This is a genomic window from Bacillus sp. Au-Bac7 (genome assembly GCF_021341655.1).
Lineage (GTDB): Bacteria > Bacillota > Bacilli > Bacillales > Cytobacillaceae > Niallia.
Genome location: NZ_JAJTTG010000002.1, coordinates 422,569 through 444,090 on the forward strand (window position 1 = coordinate 422,569; position 21,522 = coordinate 444,090).

The 21,522-nt window shown below is 34.3% G+C and carries 25 protein-coding genes and 1 pseudogene; 24 read left to right on the forward strand and 2 right to left on the reverse strand.

Features of this window, described 5'->3' with window-relative positions:
- Window positions 1-343 precede the first annotated feature (343 nt).
- From LXM54_RS10720 to LXM54_RS10735, 4 genes are all read left to right on the forward strand, one after another.
- Window positions 344-871: a restriction endonuclease gene (locus LXM54_RS10720; RefSeq protein ID WP_233315177.1), complete on the forward strand. Its 528-nt coding sequence runs from the start codon at window positions 344-346 to the stop codon at window positions 869-871.
- 35 nt (window positions 872-906) lie between these two features.
- Entirely contained in the window at window positions 907-1,089 is a 183-nt protein-coding gene (locus LXM54_RS10725; protein WP_233315178.1) for a hypothetical protein, read from the forward strand.
- Between the two features lie 208 nt (window positions 1,090-1,297).
- Window positions 1,298-2,359, forward strand: a complete 1,062-nt coding sequence (locus LXM54_RS10730) for an NAD(P)/FAD-dependent oxidoreductase (protein WP_233315179.1) — start codon at window positions 1,298-1,300, stop codon at window positions 2,357-2,359.
- A gap of 151 nt (window positions 2,360-2,510) precedes the next feature.
- Window positions 2,511-2,705, forward strand: coding sequence for a hypothetical protein (locus LXM54_RS10735; RefSeq protein WP_233315180.1), 195 nt, complete (start codon window positions 2,511-2,513; stop codon window positions 2,703-2,705).
- Window positions 2,706-2,795: 90 nt separating this feature from the next.
- Here the strand turns inward: LXM54_RS10735 and LXM54_RS10740 are convergent, their stop codons facing one another.
- Window positions 2,796-3,035 (reverse strand): DUF378 domain-containing protein, encoded by a 240-nt coding sequence (locus LXM54_RS10740; protein ID WP_233315181.1) that lies wholly within the window; start codon window positions 3,033-3,035, stop codon window positions 2,796-2,798.
- Between the two features lie 180 nt (window positions 3,036-3,215).
- Here LXM54_RS10740 and LXM54_RS10745 point away from each other — a divergent pair, with 180 nt between their 5' ends.
- From LXM54_RS10745 to LXM54_RS10830, 19 genes and pseudogenes are all read left to right on the forward strand, one after another.
- A complete protein-coding gene (locus LXM54_RS10745) occupies window positions 3,216-3,506 on the forward strand; it encodes a hypothetical protein (protein WP_233315182.1) in 291 nt (96 codons plus the stop codon).
- 174 nt (window positions 3,507-3,680) lie between these two features.
- Window positions 3,681-4,286 (forward strand): hypothetical protein, encoded by a 606-nt coding sequence (locus LXM54_RS10750; RefSeq protein WP_233315183.1) that lies wholly within the window; start codon window positions 3,681-3,683, stop codon window positions 4,284-4,286.
- A 249-nt stretch (window positions 4,287-4,535) separates the two neighbouring features.
- Window positions 4,536-4,802, forward strand: a complete 267-nt coding sequence (locus LXM54_RS10755; RefSeq protein ID WP_233315184.1) for a hypothetical protein — start codon at window positions 4,536-4,538, stop codon at window positions 4,800-4,802.
- Window positions 4,803-5,104: 302 nt separating this feature from the next.
- Entirely contained in the window at window positions 5,105-6,508 is a 1,404-nt protein-coding gene (locus LXM54_RS10760) for a glycoside hydrolase family 1 protein (RefSeq protein ID WP_233315185.1), read from the forward strand.
- 23 nt (window positions 6,509-6,531) lie between these two features.
- Window positions 6,532-7,857: a PTS sugar transporter subunit IIC gene (locus LXM54_RS10765; RefSeq protein ID WP_233315186.1), complete on the forward strand. Its 1,326-nt coding sequence runs from the start codon at window positions 6,532-6,534 to the stop codon at window positions 7,855-7,857.
- Window positions 7,858-7,989: 132 nt separating this feature from the next.
- On the forward strand, window positions 7,990-8,712 hold the full coding sequence (locus LXM54_RS10770) for a GntR family transcriptional regulator (RefSeq protein WP_233315187.1): 723 nt from the start codon (window positions 7,990-7,992) through the stop codon (window positions 8,710-8,712).
- 263 nt (window positions 8,713-8,975) lie between these two features.
- Complete coding sequence (locus LXM54_RS10775) at window positions 8,976-9,323, forward strand: hypothetical protein (RefSeq protein ID WP_233315188.1); 348 nt, start codon at window positions 8,976-8,978, stop codon at window positions 9,321-9,323.
- 182 nt (window positions 9,324-9,505) lie between these two features.
- Window positions 9,506-9,928, forward strand: a complete 423-nt coding sequence (locus tag LXM54_RS10780) for a hypothetical protein (RefSeq protein ID WP_233315189.1) — start codon at window positions 9,506-9,508, stop codon at window positions 9,926-9,928.
- A gap of 126 nt (window positions 9,929-10,054) precedes the next feature.
- The gene (locus LXM54_RS10785) at window positions 10,055-10,516 is read left to right on the forward strand and encodes an HNH endonuclease (protein WP_233315190.1); all 462 of its coding nucleotides are present in this window, start codon (window positions 10,055-10,057) and stop codon (window positions 10,514-10,516) included.
- Between the two features lie 97 nt (window positions 10,517-10,613).
- Window positions 10,614-10,805, forward strand: a complete 192-nt coding sequence (locus LXM54_RS28495) for an IS3 family transposase (RefSeq protein ID WP_442780455.1) — start codon at window positions 10,614-10,616, stop codon at window positions 10,803-10,805.
- A gap of 105 nt (window positions 10,806-10,910) precedes the next feature.
- Window positions 10,911-11,693, forward strand: coding sequence for a transporter substrate-binding domain-containing protein (locus tag LXM54_RS10790; protein ID WP_233315638.1), 783 nt, complete (start codon window positions 10,911-10,913; stop codon window positions 11,691-11,693).
- 29 nt (window positions 11,694-11,722) lie between these two features.
- Window positions 11,723-12,388: an amino acid ABC transporter permease gene (locus LXM54_RS10795; protein ID WP_233315191.1), complete on the forward strand. Its 666-nt coding sequence runs from the start codon at window positions 11,723-11,725 to the stop codon at window positions 12,386-12,388.
- A gap of 26 nt (window positions 12,389-12,414) precedes the next feature.
- Window positions 12,415-13,143 (forward strand): amino acid ABC transporter ATP-binding protein, encoded by a 729-nt coding sequence (locus tag LXM54_RS10800; protein ID WP_233315639.1) that lies wholly within the window; start codon window positions 12,415-12,417, stop codon window positions 13,141-13,143.
- Window positions 13,144-13,550: 407 nt separating this feature from the next.
- Window positions 13,551-13,816 (forward strand): annotated as a pseudogene (locus LXM54_RS10805) (hypothetical protein).
- Between the two features lie 543 nt (window positions 13,817-14,359).
- The gene (locus tag LXM54_RS10810) at window positions 14,360-14,968 is read left to right on the forward strand and encodes a hypothetical protein (RefSeq protein WP_233315192.1); all 609 of its coding nucleotides are present in this window, start codon (window positions 14,360-14,362) and stop codon (window positions 14,966-14,968) included.
- A gap of 266 nt (window positions 14,969-15,234) precedes the next feature.
- Window positions 15,235-15,948: a lipoprotein YvcA gene (locus tag LXM54_RS10815; protein ID WP_233315193.1), complete on the forward strand. Its 714-nt coding sequence runs from the start codon at window positions 15,235-15,237 to the stop codon at window positions 15,946-15,948.
- Between the two features lie 4 nt (window positions 15,949-15,952).
- The gene (locus tag LXM54_RS10820; RefSeq protein WP_233315194.1) at window positions 15,953-17,854 is read left to right on the forward strand and encodes a DUF6792 domain-containing protein; all 1,902 of its coding nucleotides are present in this window, start codon (window positions 15,953-15,955) and stop codon (window positions 17,852-17,854) included.
- A gap of 15 nt (window positions 17,855-17,869) precedes the next feature.
- A complete protein-coding gene (locus LXM54_RS10825; protein WP_233315195.1) occupies window positions 17,870-18,217 on the forward strand; it encodes a hypothetical protein in 348 nt (115 codons plus the stop codon).
- A gap of 288 nt (window positions 18,218-18,505) precedes the next feature.
- Entirely contained in the window at window positions 18,506-18,784 is a 279-nt protein-coding gene (locus LXM54_RS10830) for a hypothetical protein (protein WP_233315196.1), read from the forward strand.
- A 255-nt stretch (window positions 18,785-19,039) separates the two neighbouring features.
- Here LXM54_RS10830 and LXM54_RS10835 read toward each other — a convergent pair whose 3' ends face one another.
- Window positions 19,040-19,420, reverse strand: coding sequence for an HAD-IA family hydrolase (locus LXM54_RS10835; protein ID WP_267913377.1), 381 nt, complete (start codon window positions 19,418-19,420; stop codon window positions 19,040-19,042).
- A 387-nt stretch (window positions 19,421-19,807) separates the two neighbouring features.
- On the opposite strand from LXM54_RS10835, the gene LXM54_RS10840 reads away from it, so the two are divergent.
- Window positions 19,808-21,475 carry a DUF262 domain-containing protein gene (locus LXM54_RS10840; protein ID WP_233315197.1) on the forward strand — a complete coding sequence of 556 codons (1,668 nt, stop codon included), beginning with the start codon at window positions 19,808-19,810 and terminating at the stop codon, window positions 21,473-21,475.
- Window positions 21,476-21,522: the final 47 nt, after the last annotated feature.

The following is a 21,522-nucleotide window of genomic DNA, read 5'->3' on the forward strand; positions in this document are numbered from 1 at the left end:
GGAGTAATTTATTTTCCAACTATTGAACTAACCCCACTAAATTGGCTAAATAAAATTAGTGGAGCAAGTGAAAGAAGCAGTAAAAGCAAAATAACATATCATTAAAAGAAAACCTTGATTAGCCTAAACTATCAAGGTTTTTATTAATAATTTTCAAGAGCCCATAAGTTATAAATCTAATGATAAGCTATCAGTTATTTACAGAAATGCAGTGTTAAAACCTAAAAAAAAACTATTAGAAGTTTGAAACGGGTGAATACAAATACTAGAAACAATATTTTAGAAATTCAATGGTAAATATATGCTATTATATATAGGTAATTAGTATTGGGAGGGGATTGTTTTGCCAAGTTTTTCAGAATCTTTTGGTATGGGATTTGATTTGTTTTGGGGTATTTTAACTGCCGATCCAGCTTTGACTTTTGGATTAATAGTGTTTTTTGGAACAGGGCTATTGTTAGTTTTTATCATTAACCTTATACAGTACAACAAAATAAAAAGATCAGGTATTTTGGAAATAGATAAGATGAAAGGAAGCCTTTTTGAGGATTATCTATATACTTTACTAAAGTCAAAAGGGTATGTAGTTAAAAAGACACCTGTCACAGGGGATTATGGTGCTGATTTAGTTTTACATGGCAATAATAAAAAAATTATCGTTCAAGCAAAAAGGTATAAAAATAAGGTAGGGATTAAAGCTGTTCAAGAAATTGCAGCTGCAAAAAGCCATTATAAAGCAGATGAGTGCTGGGTAATAACGAATAATTATTATACGAAACCTGCAAAAGGGTTAGCGACATCAAATGATGTCAAACTTGTTGACCGTGATACTCTTATAAAGTGGATGAATGAGATGAGAAAAAGCGCTTAAATACTGAAGGACTTATAAATCAGAAGGAGTATTATATGAAAGTAAGAGAAGTTCTAGAAATAATAAAGGACTTTAATCAAAATACAGAAATTAATGTACTTCTTCCGCTAGCTAATCGTCCGTATGGTGGAGGAAACTTAGAACCGATACATAGTGTTAAACATGTAGTTGATCAAGATATAAATAAGATTAAATTTAGATCCAGGCATTGGAGATGAAGGTCGTTTTCAAGCCTATTTAAATGAAAGAGAAAAGCAAAATCTAGATAAGCAATTAACAATAGAGGTGTTAGTTTTTTAGATTTACACTATTCCCAAAGTGTATTTGCGGAAAATATCAGAAACAGATACAATTAAGTAGATTGCTTGATTTACTTTTATGTTTTGATTTATGTATCTAAATTTGCTGACAAGGTAAGGTGTTTACATGAAGAAACTAGTAATATTAGGCGGAGGTTACGGCGGGTTCCAGATACTGCAGGACCTATTAAATAAACAATTACCAAAAGATGTTCAAATTACTGTAATTGACCGGAATCCCTACCATTGCTTGAAGACCGAATTCTATGCTTTAGCTGCTGGAACGGTGTCTGACAGACAAGTAAGAATGACTTTTCCTAAACATGACCAAGTGGACTATGTGTGGGGGGAAGTAATTAAAATTGACAGTGATAAAGATGAAATCGTGATGGCAGACAGAACGGAGCCAGTTCCTTATGATTATTTAGTCATTGGGTTAGGCTGTGAAGATAACTATCACAATGTGGAAGGCGCAGAGCAATATTCAGAAAGTGTGCAGACTATCTCTAAAGCAAGAAGAGCGGCACTGGCAGTGAATGAATTAAAATCCTACCAGCATGTTGCCGTTATTGGTGCAGGGTTGAGCGGAGTGGAAGTGGCTTCAGAAATACGCGAAAGCCGTCCAGATTTAAACATCAGCCTTTATGACCGAGGTAAGGCAGTACTTAGTCCGTTTGCACCAAAAGTTCAACAATATGTTGAAAAATGGTTTAAAGAAAACGATGTTAATATCATTCACCAAGCTAATATCGAATACTTGGAACAAGGCGCAATTTGCAATAATGGTGTCTGTACTTCAACAGATGTAACCCTATGGACTGCAGGTGTGAGACCAAATCGGTTAGTTCGTGAGCTTCCTTTTGAAAAGGACAGATACGAAAAGGTTATTGTTAATAATTTTCATCAAGTTCCAGAAAAACCTTCTGTATATGTAGTAGGTGATTGTGCATCCTCCACTTTCTCACCAAGCGGACAATTAGCACAGCATCAAGGAGAACAAATCGCCAATATCCTCCATGATATCTTTACAGGCAGAGAACCAAAAGCACCTGGAGAAATCAAACTAAGAGGAACATTAGGATCACTCGGCAAAAATGATGGTTTCGGCAACATGTTTGAAAAATCATTCACAGGACTTTTGCCAAGACTCGCAAAAAGCGGAGTGCTGTGGCTGCATAAGAGACATTAATAGTGAATATAAATTAGAGGGAAAGCATGAAGCTTTGCCTCTTTTTTTAAGCTTTTGTAAAGCTTCTATGAAGAGAAAGGTATTTAAGAATCCTCCACCGAATTATTGTAGAAAGTAAGGGGTCAATATATTGAAAAAAGGAGATGCAATCATGCAAGATAGACAATTTTTATTTCAAGTTTGGCGTTGGATTGATCAGGCACAAAGAGTAAACGAGAATGCTAACGGGAAGAAAATTGTAGCACTGCCATTAAACGAATGGGAAGAGCTAAGAGCAGAAATGTTAGAAATCATTAATGAAATGGATGGACCAGTAACGAATGAAGAGGCTTTAGAAGTCCGTTAATACATATAAAAACTATCAGGCATCCAAGTGGATGCCTTTTTGCATGATTCAAAATAAAATGAGCTGGCCAATTGACCAGCTCATAAGTAATTAATGGTTTGTCGTGTAATTACGCCCAGCTTCCAAGCTTGTTCTGCTATTATTAAGAATACTGATGCTGATTAGACCTGATATACCAACTAGAATAAAGATAAATCTGGACATCCCAGCATCCTCCCCACCAAAGATTGCTGCAACAAGATCAAATTGGAAGAAGCCGATTAAGCCCCAGTTGATGGCGCCGATGATGCTTAGAATTAGGGTGATTTTTTGGAGAATGGATAAAGACATTAATAGGACCTCCTATGAAAAGTTTTAAGTTCTTATACTATGTATATACACTTTTTTGAGAAGCTTGAAACAGCTAACAGGTCCAATAAACCTTCAAAACGCCTGATAATTTATTGTAATAACATACAGAAAGAGATATTCTATAAATACTTAATAGTTTTATACAAGGAAGGATCAAATATGGAAAAAACAATCGCAACACTACAAAAGGTACAACAATCAGCAGTGAAATTAGAAACAGTTCTTCATGAACTATGGAGCCTTGTCGGAGAACTGGAAGAAGATGCCCAATTCATTGAACTGATGGAAAAAGCGAAAAAGAAAGGTTCAGATAAAAGCTTAGCTGAATTAAGTGGACTGATAAATCAACTTGAAAACGGGCTTGGACAAATACCGGAAGACGGGACAGTGGCAATTGATTTGGAGGATCATTTAGAGGAGATTATTGAGTGGGTTAAGAGTAATAAATAAAATAAACCGTATATACTTTCATTTTATATATCTTTCGTTTATTAAGGATATATAAATTATATACGACTTTCTATTGTTAGTGGTAATAATAGAAGTAGAGACCTCCTTTTTGGAGGTTTTTATTATATTTATATAGAACTTAGTAAACAAATAAACTCATAGGAGTATGGGAAAATGGATTTAGATGCTATCTACAAACTAGTCGAAACAGAATATAAAGTGATTCAAAGTGAAAAAGATGTGATTTGTGTTGCTCCGATAAGTGGAGAAAGCTATCCTGAAATTACTGTTAAATTAACATTCAATAAAGTAAGTAATCACTATGTGCTATATGAAGTTGTTAGAGGAAAAGAATACAAAGTAGATGTATTTTCAGATGAATATAACTCTGTATTGGCATTATATATCTTTTCGAAAAGTAAGTTAGAAGTTAGGAAATATGATGTAAACGTTGAAAATGAAATTGAGGGAGCAGACTCCTTAAATTATGTGCAAAAGATTCTCAAAACCCATTCAGATGAAAAGTGTTATTCTTTTTTAGAAGTAAAGCCAGATAGAATAATATTAGAAAACACAAATGATAGATATAATGTTTTATTTTTAGGGAAAAATGACTCTAAGATTTATATAGATAAATCTAGGGAATTGAATAGTGCCGCCATAGTTTTATATCATTTTTCTTGCAAATTAAGCCAATTTTATGAACTTATTAATAAGCTTGAAATAAAAACGGATTCTGATTTTATAGATAACCTAAAAGAATTATATCTTTTAGGTTAAGAAATGCAAATATATATGTTACAGAACAAATTTCTAAAACTGAGTGTTTATCCATCAGGCCTTTGTAAACACTATGCAAACTAGTAGAGTACAGAATTATATGAACCATAACAGGATTGTGTAGGCACAGTATACTATAAACTGGTGCATTACTAGAAAGCGATGGAAGCCCAATATACTACTACAAGGATGACACCCCTGAATGGAAAATAGAGACACGAGAGGTTCCGAGTAGATTGGAGAATAAAAATGGATAAGAAAAAGCAGTTAATTGACCAAATAAAAGTAGTGATAAATAAATTAGAAGAAGAGTATGCTAAAGATATAAATAGTGGTGTTTTGAAGCTTCTATATTCAAGATATAAGAAGGCGTTAGAAATATTAGAAAATAATGAGGATATTAAAAGAATAAATATTTTAGGTGGTGTACGAACATATATGGATAGCTATAATGACTATCAAAACACACTTTTAGGAGAATTGCATAAGGCTGAAAAGCTAATGCAAGAATTATGATGAAAGTATTTGTTGATGTTTTGCTAAACCATTAATAGATTGATAGCATAGTATAAGTTAGAAAGATTAATGCAATTAAAAAAGGGAAGGCTCTTAAATTCCAAGAGACTTCCCTTTTTTATTTTCAATGGATAGCTAAAGTTGCTAAAAATGGTCAGTCGATATGATTATCTTGATGCATGTAATTCAGCTAATTCAACAAAATTTATTTGTATTTTCAAATTATAAAAATTGTATTTACAAATTTTAATAAAGCGCTTACACTAATGGTGTAAATATTTGAAATAAATGGAGGGTGAAAAATGGCAGACAGGTTAAAAGACGGTTTTTTATGGGGCAATTCTGTTTCTAGTATGCAGACGGAAGGAGCTTGGAATGTAGGCGGTAAGGGATTATCGGTTTATGACACTCGTGAAGCTTCTGAGTTTGCATCAGATTGGAAAGTAGCAACAGACAGTTATAACCGCTATGAAGAGGATTTTGATTTTATGCAGCAGCTTGGCATGAGTTGTTATCGCTTTCAAATTTCCTGGAGCAGAGTTAATCCATCTGGTGACGGTGCTTTCAACGAAGAAGGAATCGCATTCTATGACAAATTTATTGATGGATTAATTGCACGCGGAATTGAACCGATGATTTGTCTTTATCATTTTGATATGCCGCTTCATTTGGCTGAAAAGTATAATGGTTTTGTCAGCCGGGAAGTGATGGATGCCTTTGTCCGGTATGGAAAGGAAATGGTTGACCGCTTTGCTCATAAGGTAAAGTATTGGATCACCTTCAATGAGCAAAACCTCTATCATATTCCTGAAGCATTCAGAATCAGCGGCTATTTAAGCGGCGAGAAAACATTGGATGAGCTTTATAAAATTCAGCATCATGTTATGATGTCACACGCTAAGGTTGCCAACTATATTCATGATAATCATGAAAATACATTAATCGGCGGCATGCTTGCTTATATGGAAGTCTATCCAGCCACCTGCAAACCAAAAGATATCCTCTATGCCAGAAAGGTTGACGAATTTTTCAACCATAACCTCCTAGAAGCATTTACATTCGGAAAATATTCAAGAGAAGTTTTGACCTATGTCGAGCGTGAGAACATTGATATGGGCATTCAAGCAGAAGATTTAGAAGAGCTGTCCAAACTTCGAAGCGACTTCTTATCCTTTAGCTATTATGCCAGCACTACGATCAACACTGACTTGGTTCCAGAGGGAACAGCAGTCAATTATTATATGCATCATGGCAAACAAGATAATCCGTATCTAGAGACAACGGAATGGAATTGGCAGATTGACCCGCTTGGATTCCGTGACGTTATAAATAAGATGTATGACCGCTACAAATTACCAGTTTTCCCAATTGAAAATGGCATCGGTGTGATTGAATCATGGGATGGCCAAAATGAAATCCAGGATGACTACCGCATCGCCTATCATAAGGAACATTTCCAAGCCATGAAGGACGCGATTTTTATTGATGGAGTCGATGTGATTGGATATTTGGGCTGGGGGTTAATAGATATTCTAAGCTCGCAAGGTGATATGCGCAAACGCTATGGTGTAGTGTATGTCAATCGAGAAAACCATGATTTGAAAGATATGAAACGTGTACCGAAGAAAAGCTTTTGGTGGCTGCAGAAAGTGATCAGCAGCAACGGGGAAGACCTCGAGCCATTGGAGAACAAAGTGAATCAATAAAAATAACGAGAAGGTGAAACGGTATGAGTAAAGGTCAAAGTGACACTGCTGAAAAACTGTCGTTTATTGATAAATTCACCATGTTTGCCGCCAAATTAGGCGGCCAGATTCATCTAAGATCCTTAAGAGATGCATTTGCAGTAATTATGCCGCTGTTTATTTTAGCAGGGGTAGCAGTGCTGGTTAATAACGTCATCTTTCCATGGTTTTTTGAAGGTAATACACTAGCAAATGCCCAATACTGGGGAACCACCATCACTAATGGTACTTTAAATATTGCCGGCCTTTTGCTTGCTCCAATGATTGCTTACAGCTTATCAAGAAATCGGAACTTTAAGGATCCCTTGGCATCTGCCGCAATTGCGTTAGCAACACTGGTCATAATGATGCCCAATACCGTTTCGCTGACTCCAGTCGGCGCAGAAAAAGCAGTTGATATTACAGGCGTTCTGACATTCGGCAACCTTGGCACAACTGGAATGTTTGCTGGAATTATTATCGGCTTGGTAGCGACTGAAATCTTTATAAAAGTTTCTAGTATTAAGAAGCTTGCAATTAGTCTTGGGGACAATATTCCTCCAGCTGTGAGTAAATCGTTTAATGTCATGATTCCCGCCATCTTGGTATTATCCTTATTTGGTGTGATCTCATTAATTTTGGCAGTAGCATTTGACACTAACTTAATTTCGCTAATTTCTAATATGATTCAAGAGCCATTACGAAAAATTAATACGAGCTTGATAGGGACAGTAGTTATTTACAGTATTGGAAACTTCCTGTTTTCTATCGGCATTCATCAAACAGTTGTCAATGGCGCATTACTCGATCCGCTGCTACTGGCCAATATGAATGAAAATATGCTCGCTTATGCAAATAACGAGGCAATCCCACATATTATCAACAGCTCTTTTGTGCATACATTTGGCATGATTGGCGGTACAGGCAGCACGATTTCATTGATTCTCGCTATCTTCCTATTTGGAAAAAGCAAGCCAGGGAAGGATATCGCCAAGCTAGCTACAGGACCAGGACTGTTCAATATTAATGAGCCGGTTATTTTTGGCTATCCAATTGTCTTCAATATTCCAATGATGATACCATTTGTACTCCTGCCAGCCATCGGCATCATCGTCACTTATTTTGCCACAGCTGTCGGGTTCATCAGCAAGACGGTCGTTTATATTCCATGGACAACACCGCCACTTTTGAGTGCCTATCTGGCAACAGCAGGTGACTGGAAGGCTGTACTTCTGCAGGCTGTGATTATCATCGGTGGTGCATTCCTATACCTGCCATTTATGAGAATAAGTGAACGGGTCAGCCAGATGAGCAACGACAAAGCAGCATAAAATACTTTAGGTATCTGTATGGAACATGTTATGATACTAATATAGGGAAATCGTCCAATAATTGGCGATTTCCTTTTTTTAAAACAGCAAGCCAAAGCCATTCTAAATAATAAATTCTTTGAGGTGTAAAAAATGGTCAAGTATAAAAATATTGCCGAACAAATTCGAAATAGAATCATCAACAATGAATATGATGCATCAAAACCCCTTCCAGATCAGGAAAGGTTGGCAAAAGAATTTGGCACGAGCAGAGTGACTATTATAAAAGCCTTAAATTTATTATCAATCGAAGGCTTAATATACAGTAAACAAGGATCTGGAACATTTATCAGGAAAAACGCCTTACAAATGTCCAAGCTCGATTCAAGGGCAGATGAATACGTAGGAGTAACAGAACAGATAAAAGGCAACGGTACGATCTCAAGCGTTATTATCTCCTTCAACGTCCGCTTTCCAACCGAAGAAGAGTGTGAAAAACTGATGATTACCAAAAGCCAGCCTATTTATGACATTATCCGCTTCAGGCTGTTAAACGAAGAACCGTTTTTAATGGAGCATACCATAATGCCAGTCCATGTAATCCCAAATATAACAGAAGAAATCCTGAATAAGTCCATCTATCAATACATAAAAAATGACCTTGGCTTAACAATGCTGGGTGCCAACAGACGCATCCGTGCAGACCAGCCAGATGAACTGGATCAGCAATATTTAAAGTGCACGGAACGAGATCCTGTACTTGAAGTAATTCAAGTTGTTTATTTGGATAATGGGGTTCCGTTTGAGTATTCACGTACGCGGCATCGGTATGATATGGGGGATATTTTGGTTGTGGATATGAAGTATAAGAATTGACCATAAAAAGTATTATAAATCAAAAACTGGAGAAATAGAGTAAGTCTATCTTGTTTCAGAATGGGTGAGATTAGTAAGAACTTCTATAAAGCATTTTCGAGGTATTAGAAACAAAAAAGCATTTAGTTTAGCACAATATAGGATGCATCAGTATAGTCTTGGAATGGTGCATCAAACGAATAGAAAAGTAATAAGAACTTGAAAAAATTATTGATGTACCAGGTGTTGCCGGAGTTGAATACAAAGTTAAAAGGAGTATAAATATGACAACAATATATGTAGTCGTAGAAAAGGATAGTAATCTAACAAAGTATATACCGGCAATTAGGAAGAATACCTATTTAGGTGTATCTGATATAAAAAATAGAATTGAATTTGGAGACCCAATAATAGAATGGGAGCTATTTAAAGAGGAAGAACAGGATGGAAAAGTGCAAATTCTCATAAAGTTGCTGTTAGATGCAGGAGCAGGAATTAAATATTACAAAGGTCAGTTAACACCTCGTAATGAAGTTAAACTAGATTATATACTAAATGTTATAAATCGTTATAAGGAAATACAAGAACAAATTCAAGACTTAGATGATCTTATGTTCGGTAAAGATGAATAAAACAGGTTAACTTTTAATGTTTTTTGTCATTAATAGGTTACTGTCACCTTTCTTATTTTCTTCAAAACCTCCCATTTTCTAGTGTAAAACTTTATATTTTTAAATTTGTAAAGCTGTTTCTGAACGATGCGGAAAGAATTTTATTAATAAATGTTAAGGGGAAATTAACAGAGGAGGAAATCATGGCAAGCACAATTACTATATATAAAAATGAGGAACTTTTACTTAAAGCAGGAAATATCCAAGAAGCAACAATATTTCTAGCAAATTATCTAAATATTAATGAAAGTAAATTGGTTGATCCTATAGAACGTGGATATGTTTATAACATACCTTATTATGTGGGAGACGATGAATATTATATAGTTGCACCTTCTGAAATGGCGGATCGTCGCCGTAAAGAACTAGAAGAAAGTGATCATCGGAATGCTAGACGAGTTTGGCTGATACCGGCTAATCCAAAAGAATATGACTTAGAGAGTGCATTTATGCGCTATGATTCTTTATATTGGCGCCGCTCCTATAACTATGAAAATGGCGACCTTATATTTATTTATGTATCTGGCAATGATAAAAAGGTTCGTTATAAGGTAGAAGTAGTATAAGGGTTTGTACCATCTGATGAAATTACATATAACGATATTTTTTGGAATGATAAAGAGAAATATGAGCAGTCGAAAGAATGGGATTGGACGTATATTCGTTTGTGAGATGTTGTAGACAATCCTGATTTGTCTCTACATCAATTACGCGACCATGGCCTAAAAGGCAATATTCAAGGCTCTATGAAGATTACTGGTGAACTGCGTGATTATATTATGCCATGCTTTAAAGGGAGTCTAACTACAAGTACTTTTCCAGATGAAGTATCTGAAGTTTTAGAAGAAGGTAAACGCAAATCGGTTACTGTCAATGTGTATGAAAGAAATCCGATTGCTCGAAAAAAATGCCTAGAGCATTATGGTGTGAACTGTCAAATTTGTGAAGTGAATTTTGAACAGGTATATGGAGAAGTTGGAAGGGACTTTATCCATGTACATCATATAAAGCCGCTTTATGAAATAAACAACGAATATGTTGTAGACCCTGTGAAGGATTTAATTCCAGTTTGTCCGAATTGTCATGCGATGCTGCATCGTAAGGAAAATGGGGACTATTTGACAGGAGAACAATTACAGAGTCGTATAAAATAAACAGGTAGTTATCCTGCTAATAGATTCTTTTATATAATGGAGAATAGCATTTAAATAGAAGATATGAATGGGAATTCAACATTCTGAGTGATTTACCATTCGTTCGTGTTGGGAACTAGAAACCGAACTCCATGATTATATTCATTGTTTTAACCATATTAGAACGTATGAAACACTAGGATACATAAATGCTAGTACAATGCAAAAAGTCTTTATAAATATTGTCCAGTTTAGTATGGACATTACATTAGATATACAAAAAGTGTCAGGAACCATTATCGGTGCCTGACACTTTTTGTTTTATAGAAAATAATTGGGGTATATATTTTCATAAGCAAGAGATTTAGTTAGATAGTGTTGAAATAAATGAGAGGGAAAAGGGTTGATAGCCAACATGTTGTTGAATAAAAAGTACATATTGTTTTTCAGTTTAATCATTGTCTGCTTGTTAACTGCTTGTACCGAAAAAGAGAAGCTTGCTGACGGATCTGAACTGATACATAAAAATCAATTTGTTTTTGCTGCTTCTGGTGAGTTTAAGCCATTTAGTTATATAAATGATGATCTCACCATGTCGGGCTTTGATATTGAGGTTGGCGAAGCGATTGCAAAAGAAATGGGCCTTGAGCCGGTTCAGAAGCGTATTAAATTCAAAGGAATTGTAGAAGGAGTAAAAACAGGCCGTGCGGATGCAGCTGTTGCTAGTCATACGATTAATCCGCAGCGGAGCAAATATGTTTCCTTCTCGACACCGTACTATTATTCTGGACCGCAAATTTTCACCAGACCAGATAGTCAAATTAAAACGGCCGAGGATTTAGCGGGCAAGGAAGTAGCGGTAGCGAAAGGCTCGACATATGCCGATACAGCTTCCAAGTATACAGACAAAGTAAAAACCTATGACAGTGATATCACAGCATTACAAGCATTAAGCAGCGGACGTCATGATGCAGTAATCACCGATTTTGTTACAGGCAAAAGTGCTGCAAAGGAAGGTTTTAAAATTAAAGCACAGCAGTTAATTAGTCGCAGTGAACAAGCAATTGTACTGCCTCAGGATAATCCAAAGCTATTGAAGCGAGTAAATGAAGCTTTGGAAGCACTCCGAGAAGATGGGACACTAACAGAGATTAGTCTCAAATATTTTGGTGAGGACATTACCAAAAAACCAGAATAAATCAACCTGGAAAGAAAGGAAGTATAACATTGCCAAGTTTTTCGCATTTTTTTGACGTATTAATAGATACAAAAGGTGTATTTATAAAAGCAATGCTTTTAACATTAGAGCTGACAGCTGTTTCTATCTTACTGGGAATTGTCATCGGACTTGTCTTTGCTCTATTAAAAATCTCTAAAATAAAAATATTAGAAGTTATTTCAGATACATATGTCTATTTAGTTCGTGGTACACCGCTGATTGTACAAATATTTATTCTCTACTTCGGAATTAGCGGCATTTTCCTCCTGCCAGATTTTTGGGCCGCTTCCATCGCCCTAGCTTTACATAACGGAGCCTATATTTCCGAAATCCTGCGCGGAGCGATCCAAGGCGTTGACAAAGGTCAATTGGAGGCAGGACGCTCTTTAGGAATGACAAAGACATTGACATTAAGAAGAATTATTCTTCCACAAGCATTCCGCCGAGCGCTGCCGCCTTTAGGCAATCAATTTATCATAAGCTTAAAAGATTCCTCGCTAGCCGCATTCATCTCCATGAATGAGCTGTTCAATGTGGCAACAACACTAGGGTCCAATAATTTTGACGAAATGACCTATTTACTCATTGTAGCAGTCTACTATTTATTACTAGTAGCACTGTTGACATTTGTAGTAAACCGAATTGAATTAAAACTATCCGCAAGTGACAGATAGGAGTGAACACATTGGACAAGAAGGAAATGATTAGAATAAATCAATTAAATAAATCATTTGGAGACCTGCATGTTTTAAAAGATATCAATATGACCGTTCTAGAAAGCGATGTTGTTTGTCTTATAGGATCCAGCGGTTCAGGAAAAAGCACCCTTCTTCGCTGTTTAAACTTTCTAGAAAAGAAGGATAACGGCAAAATTATCATTGAAGGAAATGAAGTCAATCCTCAAACCGATAATCTCAACAAGATTAGGGAAAAGGTAGGAATGGTGTTTCAAAATTTCAACCTGTTCCCGCACAAAACTGTTCTGGAAAATATTATTGAAGCACCTGTCATGGTAAAGGGTGTGGACAAAAAGAAGGCTATCTCTAAAGCAAAACAATTACTGAATAAAGTAGATTTAGAGGATAAGGCAGATGTCTATCCTAGCAAACTATCAGGTGGACAAAAACAACGTGTGGCCATTGCTAGAGCACTTGCGATGGAACCAGATATTATGCTATTTGATGAGCCGACCTCCGCACTCGATCCCGAGCTTGTCGGAGAGGTTCTGACAACCATGAAAGACTTAGCTGAAGAAGGAATGACAATGGTTGTTGTAACTCATGAAATGGGTTTTGCTAAAGAAGTAGCGGATAAGATTGTGTATATGCACGATGGAAGAATTGTTGAACACGGAACAGCTGAGGAATTTTTTAACCATCCAAAAGAGGAGAGGACTCGGGAGTTTTTGAAGGCTACCATGCTGAAATAGAAAAGGAGGTCCTGTCTGGTTGTTTAGGCAGGACCTTGTAATTTTGTTGTGGGTGTCATTTTTAATATGTATTTTTTTAGTTTGTAATACATAGGGAACCCTGAGACTGACTTAATTTTTAGAATATTACGTATACCTGTCTGTTCATGTGCAGTTCCGGGCACCTATACAGTAATTTTTGGCTCTTTTATTTTAGGCATGATGGAAATATAGATAATAAGAAGAATTCTAGAATGAAAAAATATAATAGAAGTACCAAAAGGCAAATTTTAAATATAGGAAGAATAGTGATACAGTATACAAAAACTAGAGTATTACTAGAAGGCTATGGAGATCAAATATTAGCACAAGGATGGCCCTCTGAATAAAAGAGAAACGAGAGGTTCTGAGTAGATAGGAGAATATAAATGGATAAGAAAAAGCAGTTAATTGACCAAATAAAGGTTGTGATAAATAAATTTGAGGAAGAGTATGCTAAAGATATAAATAGTGGTGTTATACAGCTTAAATATTTAAGATATAGAAGGCATTAGAAATATTAGAAAATAATGAGGATATAAAAGGGATAAATATTTTAGGTGGTGTACGTGCATATATGGATAGCTACAATGACTATCAAAATACACTATTAGAAGAATTGCATAAGGCTGAAAAGATAATGAAAGAATTATGATGAAAGTATTTGTTGATGTTTTGTAAAAACCATTTTACTCATAGTTTTGTATAATGAGAATAACAAAGCTCGTAACAATTAACTGAAAACATGAATAGATAGTTGAAAACCAAAGTAGATGTAAAGTGTAAACAAAAAAGAAAAGGCCATTTTGAATAAAAGACTCTATGAAGGCCTACCGTCATAGGCTACCCCTATCTCTCGTGACAAAAAATACGACAGACGAGCTTTGGTTAGATGACCTTTTACTGTACGTCGGTTACAAAAAAATGGAACGTAAAGCACTTGATTGTCAAATATGGCAACGGGTGCTTTCTTGTGTTTTAACGAAAAAATAAGTGGATACATATATAATGTATTAAGTGTTAAATTAATAGACTGTAATTCGTTTCGTACAGTGTACGATACTACTAGAGAAAAAACAGTATAAAAAATAAGGGTTCTAATACTTTTTGAAGTCATTGTACAGTACGTTTTAACGAATTTACATTATGAACACGTTATCCTTGGAAAAAGGGTAAACGTTACAGGGGAGTATGGAATATGGATTTAAGTTGTATATATAATTTAATTGAAACAGAGTTTAAAGTGATTCATAGAGAAAGTGATAGCATTTGTATTGCGCCAATAAGTGGAGAAAGCTATCCTGAAACTACTATTAAGTTAACATTCAATAAAGTAAGTAATCATTATGAGTTATATGAAGTTGTTAGAGGAAAAGAATACAGTGTAGGTGCATTTTCAGATCAATATAACTCTGTATTGGCATTATATATCTTTTCGAAAAGTAAATTTGAAGTTACAAAATATGATGAAAACGTTCAAAATGAGATTGAGGGTGCAGACTCTTTAAATAATGTGCAAAAGATTTTCAAAATCCAATTAGATGAAAAATATTATTCATTACTTGAAATTAAGCCAAATAGAGTGATATTAGAAAAAGGCGTAAATGATAGATATAATGTATTATTCTTGGGGAAAAATGATTCTAAAATTTATATAGAGGAATCTAGAAAATTGAATAGTGCAGCGGTTGTACTTTATCATTTTTCTTTTAAATTAGGCCGATTTTATGAGCTTATCGATAAAATGGATATGAAAACAGATTATAATTTTCTAGAGACTTTGAAAGAATTATATCTTATAGGTTGAAGTGTATAAATATATAGGACCAATCCAATGTATAAAGAGGTCTTTTATACCTTCTTAGGAAAGAATATCAACCGATTTACCTATTTAATTGTATAGTTACATAAAGTACCATAAATAGTATAATTACATTATTTTCTAATGAAATGACATTTTTTGAATAATGATTTGTGCTAAAAAATACAAATATTGGGTATAGGGCATTGGAGCGTTGCGTTTCAAAGGAGTATTAATACTACATAGACATATGTTTTAACTGGAGGTTTTTGATGAATAAAGCATTGGTTATTTTATCAACACTAGCAGTTTTATTAGGGGGTTGCGGAGTGAAAAAAGAGGAAGCTAACCAAACACAAGCGGGAGAAGAACAAAAAGCTCCGAAGGATTTGGATGCAAAGGACTTACCACAGGTAACGGCCTTCCAAGATGAAGCAACAAGAGAATACATGGTATCAACCGAAGAAGTGGAGCCTGGATACTATTTACTAGAATCTAAATCTAAAAAGATTAGAATGTTATTCCCAGAAGAAGGAAAGTACTCAGATTTATTATCTAGTTTTAATAAAAACGAAGAAAACATTGGTTTTGATGAATTTGATAAAGAGGCAAATATTTTGATGAATGGTCAAATTACCTATTACTATGGACAAAGTTTTCTGCAGAAAACCGATACAATGCTAGAAATCATTAGTGGAAAAAATAAATACTCAGAAGAATATCAGAATGAAAATACGGATGATACTGAAATGTATTTGGGATATAAAAAAAGTACTTTTGATAATTTGGACAGAAAATATAATTACTCCTATAGATACTTCGGCTTGGTTAAACCAAATCAAAGCGTAGATGAGGGAGTGGAATATTCTTTTATCTTTACATGTAAGGATGATAATCAATCCTGTTCTTTAGATGAAAAAAGTGCAAGAGATAAAGTGAAAAAAATGATATCTTCCATCCAATTCATCAGTAATAAAGAGGAATAGAAAAATGAAAAATGTGGATATTTTTGCAAATGAAAAAGTAAAGCTGCGATTAATCCAATTGGAGTATTCTTATAAAGATGATTTTAATGTTACCGATCCATCTGATTTAGAAAAGGTAAAAGAAAGATTCGAAGCAGATGTTAGACGCATCTACATGGAAGAGACACAACAGGAACTCCCGAAGCAAATAGAAATATACTCTTCCAATGAACTCATCAAGCAAAACAATGACTTAGATTCCTCTATTGTTCATTCTGGTTATGATGGAACAGCTATTTATATAGAAGATAAAGTGAATCAAATAAACCAGGTACATATTATTTCGCAAGGAAGTCAGGAACAGGAAGACTGGATTTACAATGCATTTGGTTTATTCCTTGGTATGGATGCTAGTCAATATGAGGCTGCAAGGGAATTTACAATAGAAGTAAATCAAAAAATTAACAATCCAGAAAGTTTGAAGTCATACGCTATGGGACATTCCCTTGCCAATAACAATCAGGTAATGTTGCAATTAATAAATGGAGAATTTGATGGGGTATATGGAGTCAATGGTGCTCAAGTAAGTGTTCAACATTTACTAAAAGCTGATGTTGAATTACGAGACTATATTATCCAATTAACAGCAAATGAATATGGTTCTATTGATAATATACCTCCAGAAAAACTGAAGACAGAAATCATTAAGTATTATGAAGACAAGGGAGTAACCTCAAATATAACACAACGTATTTCTTATGATGATCCCTTATATGGGGTAAGTGGTAAAGCAGATTTTATTACCTTTGGAACGGTTGAAATGTCTGACACAAATATGGAAGTCGAAGGAATTAGAAATATTTTAGATTCCATTCCAGATGATAAGGTTCGAGCAATTCAAAGCTATCTCCGTAATTATGAGGCAGACTATGTAGAAGGAGGCCTTAACGGATTTATAATGGCTTCAACTGGCATTGATATAGATTTGATTGAATCAGTCATGAATGCAGATGGATTTATTGCAAAAGCGGGAGTGGTTATTAATAACAAAGATGATTTAATAGCCATGGTGGTTAAAGTTTCCAACAATCTTCCGGCATTCTTAGATGTGTTTCATAAAATTATGGAGGGTAGTGACCTGTTTATTGATGGTCTTGCTAAAAATGGCTACCTCGATAAAGTTACACAAGCAAAAGTAAAAACAAAACTCCAGCAAGTAGATCAGCACGTAAGTAATATAGAGGAACAGTTTAATCAACTGATGCAACACCTGGAGAACAAAGAGTATATAAAGGCTTATGATACCATCGTGGATATTTGGAGTGAATATCAAGCTATTAAGGATGCATTAGGTATTTTACAAGAAGAGTTAGAGGGACCATTAGAAGCGATAGCAGAAGGACATAGTATTCTCCCTCTGTTAAACGCAATGTCAGCCCTAGAGGGGATTAGTTACACTAAAGGTGACATTTGCTTTACAGGAAAAAGTAGTTCAGGACAAGAAATTAAGTGGAATATCTCCTCTGCCGTAAGGATTTATCAACAAGGCATGAAAATAATCGAAGATATAGAAGATGCTATTCGAACTTATGAACGAATTTATAAAAATGAAATTGAAGATGATTTCCAGACTAAAAAACAAAGATTGATAAATGAGATACACCATATAGAGGCTAATCCTTCTGATTATCTATGGGACTTTCAATTACTTCTTCCTAATCTAGGACACTTGGGGAGCAAGATAGAGAGAATTGATGTTCATGAATCCTTTTATACGGCACCCTTACCAGATAATAGCAATATTGTGATGGAATTAAGAAAACAGGCAACAGAGAAGAAGCGATTCATAGAAGAAATCAGGGATAGTATTGAGTCACTCTTTGAAAAGGAAGAGTTAATTTCTCAACTGTTTGATTTTAAAGGTTAAAGGGGGCATGATGGCATGGCAGATTTTTCTTCTGAAACGGAAAAAGTACATACAATCTATCGTTTTCTATCTGAAGATGAAATGAAGGGTAAATCCTCCTCCTTAAACAACCCATTAGATGATGTGCTGGACGATATAAATAGATTAGATAATTTATTAAAGGATGAACTTGGCAACCAAAGTGGAGCTATTTCCAAAAAGATTGAGGAAGAATGGAATAATAAGGCGAAAAAAGCTCAAACTTCTATCTCGCATATAAAAGAAGAAAATCAATCCCATGTTCAAACATACAGGAATATTGCAGAGGAATTAAGAACGCAGGAGATTACACTTTACTATAAGAGAATGATACCTAGTTTTTAAATCGGGTTTAAAAAAATGGGAATCTTGTCTAGAAGAAATTAACTAAATATAAATCTAATGGCACTTCAGTCTTTAATAGAACAGCAGAGGGTTTTCTAATAAAACTGAATAGGTTACTTTGGGAAAGATAAGGTGAAAATCAAGGAAAAGGTAAACGTAGTAGAGTCGATTTGAAGGGAAAGATTCTTTCGAGTTTTTTCGAAATTAAGAGGAACTGTACAATTTGTTGCACAGATTAATGGCGAGACATTAGAAGTAATCGCATACCAAAATATTAAGGTGATAAATATGTTTAAGAATGAGTTCCTAAAAAAACTTAAAGCGGAAAAATTAAATACCGGTGAATATATTATTGTCGTTGATTATATTACGGATGAACCACTTGTGATGGGATGCGCACAAGAAAATGGAGTTTGGAAAATATACGAAACGAAACAGCGGGGAGGGAAGTATATTTTAAAAGAACTAACTGACGAACATGAGGCGTTTGACTATTTTTATCAATTGTTATTAAGTAGGCACAATTATTTAACACAGAATAACCATGATAACAGCAGAAAATCCTGATAATAATGATCTGGAACATTATTAGGAAAAACGCAAATGTCAAAGCTCGATCTAAGAATCAAATACAGTTTTTAAATCCTTAGAAATAATACAATTAAAGGTAAGAATTAAAAACTTCAAAACAAGAAAATATATCATAAAAAAGACTCGGAGGGGGAAAACCTTCGAGTCTTTTTCGAAGGAAAAGTTATGTTTTTAATACCCCTAAAAAAATTTGTTAACAACACCCACAAAGAGACAAGGAATATAAAAAAGTTATCTTGCTAGCTCGACAATTGTATCAACATCAAGTTGAGCCGTTGATGAATATACAACTTTCGCATCACTTAACACACCTCTATCACCAACGCCAACAGAAAACATCCCAGCCCCATTAATCGCTTGAATACCAGAATATGAATCTTCTATTCCTACACACTCGCTTACAGGCAATCCAAGCTGCTTAGCTCCCTTAACAAAGATTTCTGGATTTGGCTTTCCATTTGAAAGAGTAGCTGGATCAACTATAGTTTCAAAAAAATTTTCAACTTCCAATTTTCTTAGCAAGAAGGGGGCATTTTTACTAGCAGAAGCTAATCCGATTTTAAAACCTCTTTCTTTCAGGGAGTGTAAGAATTCTTTAATACCTAGAAGCAGATCTTTGCCTTTCGGGAGGAAGAGTTATGATAAAAGCCGTAGTAAAGCAAAAACGAACAAAACGTGAAGCTGCAGAAATGATTCAAGGATATACATTCTTGCTGCCAGCCCTTCTAATTGCAGCCGTATTCTTTTAAAGATGCATCATATAATGGATTCTTTAATCCAGTTGACTTATAAAAGTTTATTAGGGGCATAATTTCTTTATTGAAAAATAGAGATTTTGTTGATTCCTCTCGTAAATAAGAGTTAAGCCATTGAAAGATGTTATTAACTACCAAATTATCAAAGAATTAAAGAGACTATATTTAATAATAAATTCATGGTATTATTTTACTAGATTATATTTCACAAATTTTTCAAGTGAATTGTAGGATGGTGCAGGAATTGACAATAAAGAAGTTTAACTTCTACACAGTAGAACAATTTTTAATAAGTGACAAATTTTATATTCCTGATTATCAAAGGGAGTATTCGTGGGAAAAGGAAACACAAATAAAAGACTTTTGGTTAGACTTAGTGGATTTGGTTGAAAATGAAAGGGATAATCATTTTTTCGGACAAATTGTAATTCATGATGATTACGATGAAAAAAAGAAGTATATTATAGATGGCCAACAAAGAAGTTCAACATCAATTATTTTTTTATCAGTAATTCGTCAATTATTTGATGAATTCTATACACATACAAAGAGGGACGGGGCTCGTAATAAGGTTGAGGATATTCGGCTAAAGATAATTGGTCGCTGGAGTGAAGAGGAAAACGAGCTTCAGTTTCATCTTGGTAAAATAGATAATACTTTTTTTAGAGATTATATACAGAGAGGTCTACCTGTAACAGAGGAACTCACTGAGCCTTCACATATTCGGATTAAAGAAGCATACGAATATTTATATAAACAATTAATAAATAAACTTAGAGAACTTGATGATACCGAACAGTATAACAAATTAGTTGAATACTATAATGGATTTAAGAATAAGTTTACTTTGATGTGTGTTGAAACTGATGATATGAACGAAGCATTTATAATTTTTGAAACACTTAATGCTAGAGGAAAAGAATTAGAGACCTCAGACTTGTTAAAAAACCATTTATTTAAAACTTCTGATAATCTGATAGACGATGTTAAAAAAGAATGGTTAAAAATGCAGGAACAAGCAGAAGGTATAGATTTAACTCGATATTTTAGAACATTTTGGAATTCAAAATATGATTTTACAAGGGAAAGAGAACTATATAAAAATTTAAAAGGGGTCGTCACAACTCCAGGTGAGTGTTTAAGTCTTACCCAGGAACTTGTAAAGAGTATAAATGTATATAAAGTTCTTTTAGATCCAGTGAATGAAACGTATTTTAAGGATAAAGAAATTGAAAAATATATAGAAAATCTAAAATTGTTAAATGCAAGTACGTATCATCCTATTATTATTGCTATGACCAATAGTGGTTATTATTATGAGGAAGAAATAAAACGTGTTGTTGAAGCGATTGAAAGTTTTATAGTTAGGAATTGTGTAATTGCGGGAAAAGTTGCAAATAGGTACGAAATAACATTTGCTAAATTAGCTAGATTAATATCAGAAAAACACATGACCTTTGAGGATATTGTACAAGAATTAAAAAAAGACACATTAACTGATGAAGAATTTAAATCCCATTTTATGGTTTCTTCAATAAAAAGTGCGCCAGTAGCAAAATTTATTTTACGTAAAATAAATGACTATCAAAAGAAAGAAATAATTACTAATCCTAGTAATATGAAAATACATTTAGAACATATTATGCCGAAAAAGATTGGGAAATGGAAGGTACACGAAGATATACATCAAAAATATCTTCATAGAATTGGTAATCTTACCTTATTAGCTGAAGAATATAATAAATCGATAAAAAATAAGGAATTTGATGAAAAGAAAAAAACATATAAAGAATCTAGTATAGAAATTACAAAAAAACTAGGATCATATAATGAGTGGACATCTACTAGAATTGAAGAAAGACAGAATGAACTGTATGAAACTGCAAAATACGTTTGGAAAAATTTTGTTTAATTAAAGTAATTTAGGCTGCCAACAAACTGGTAAAAAGTTTGTTGGCA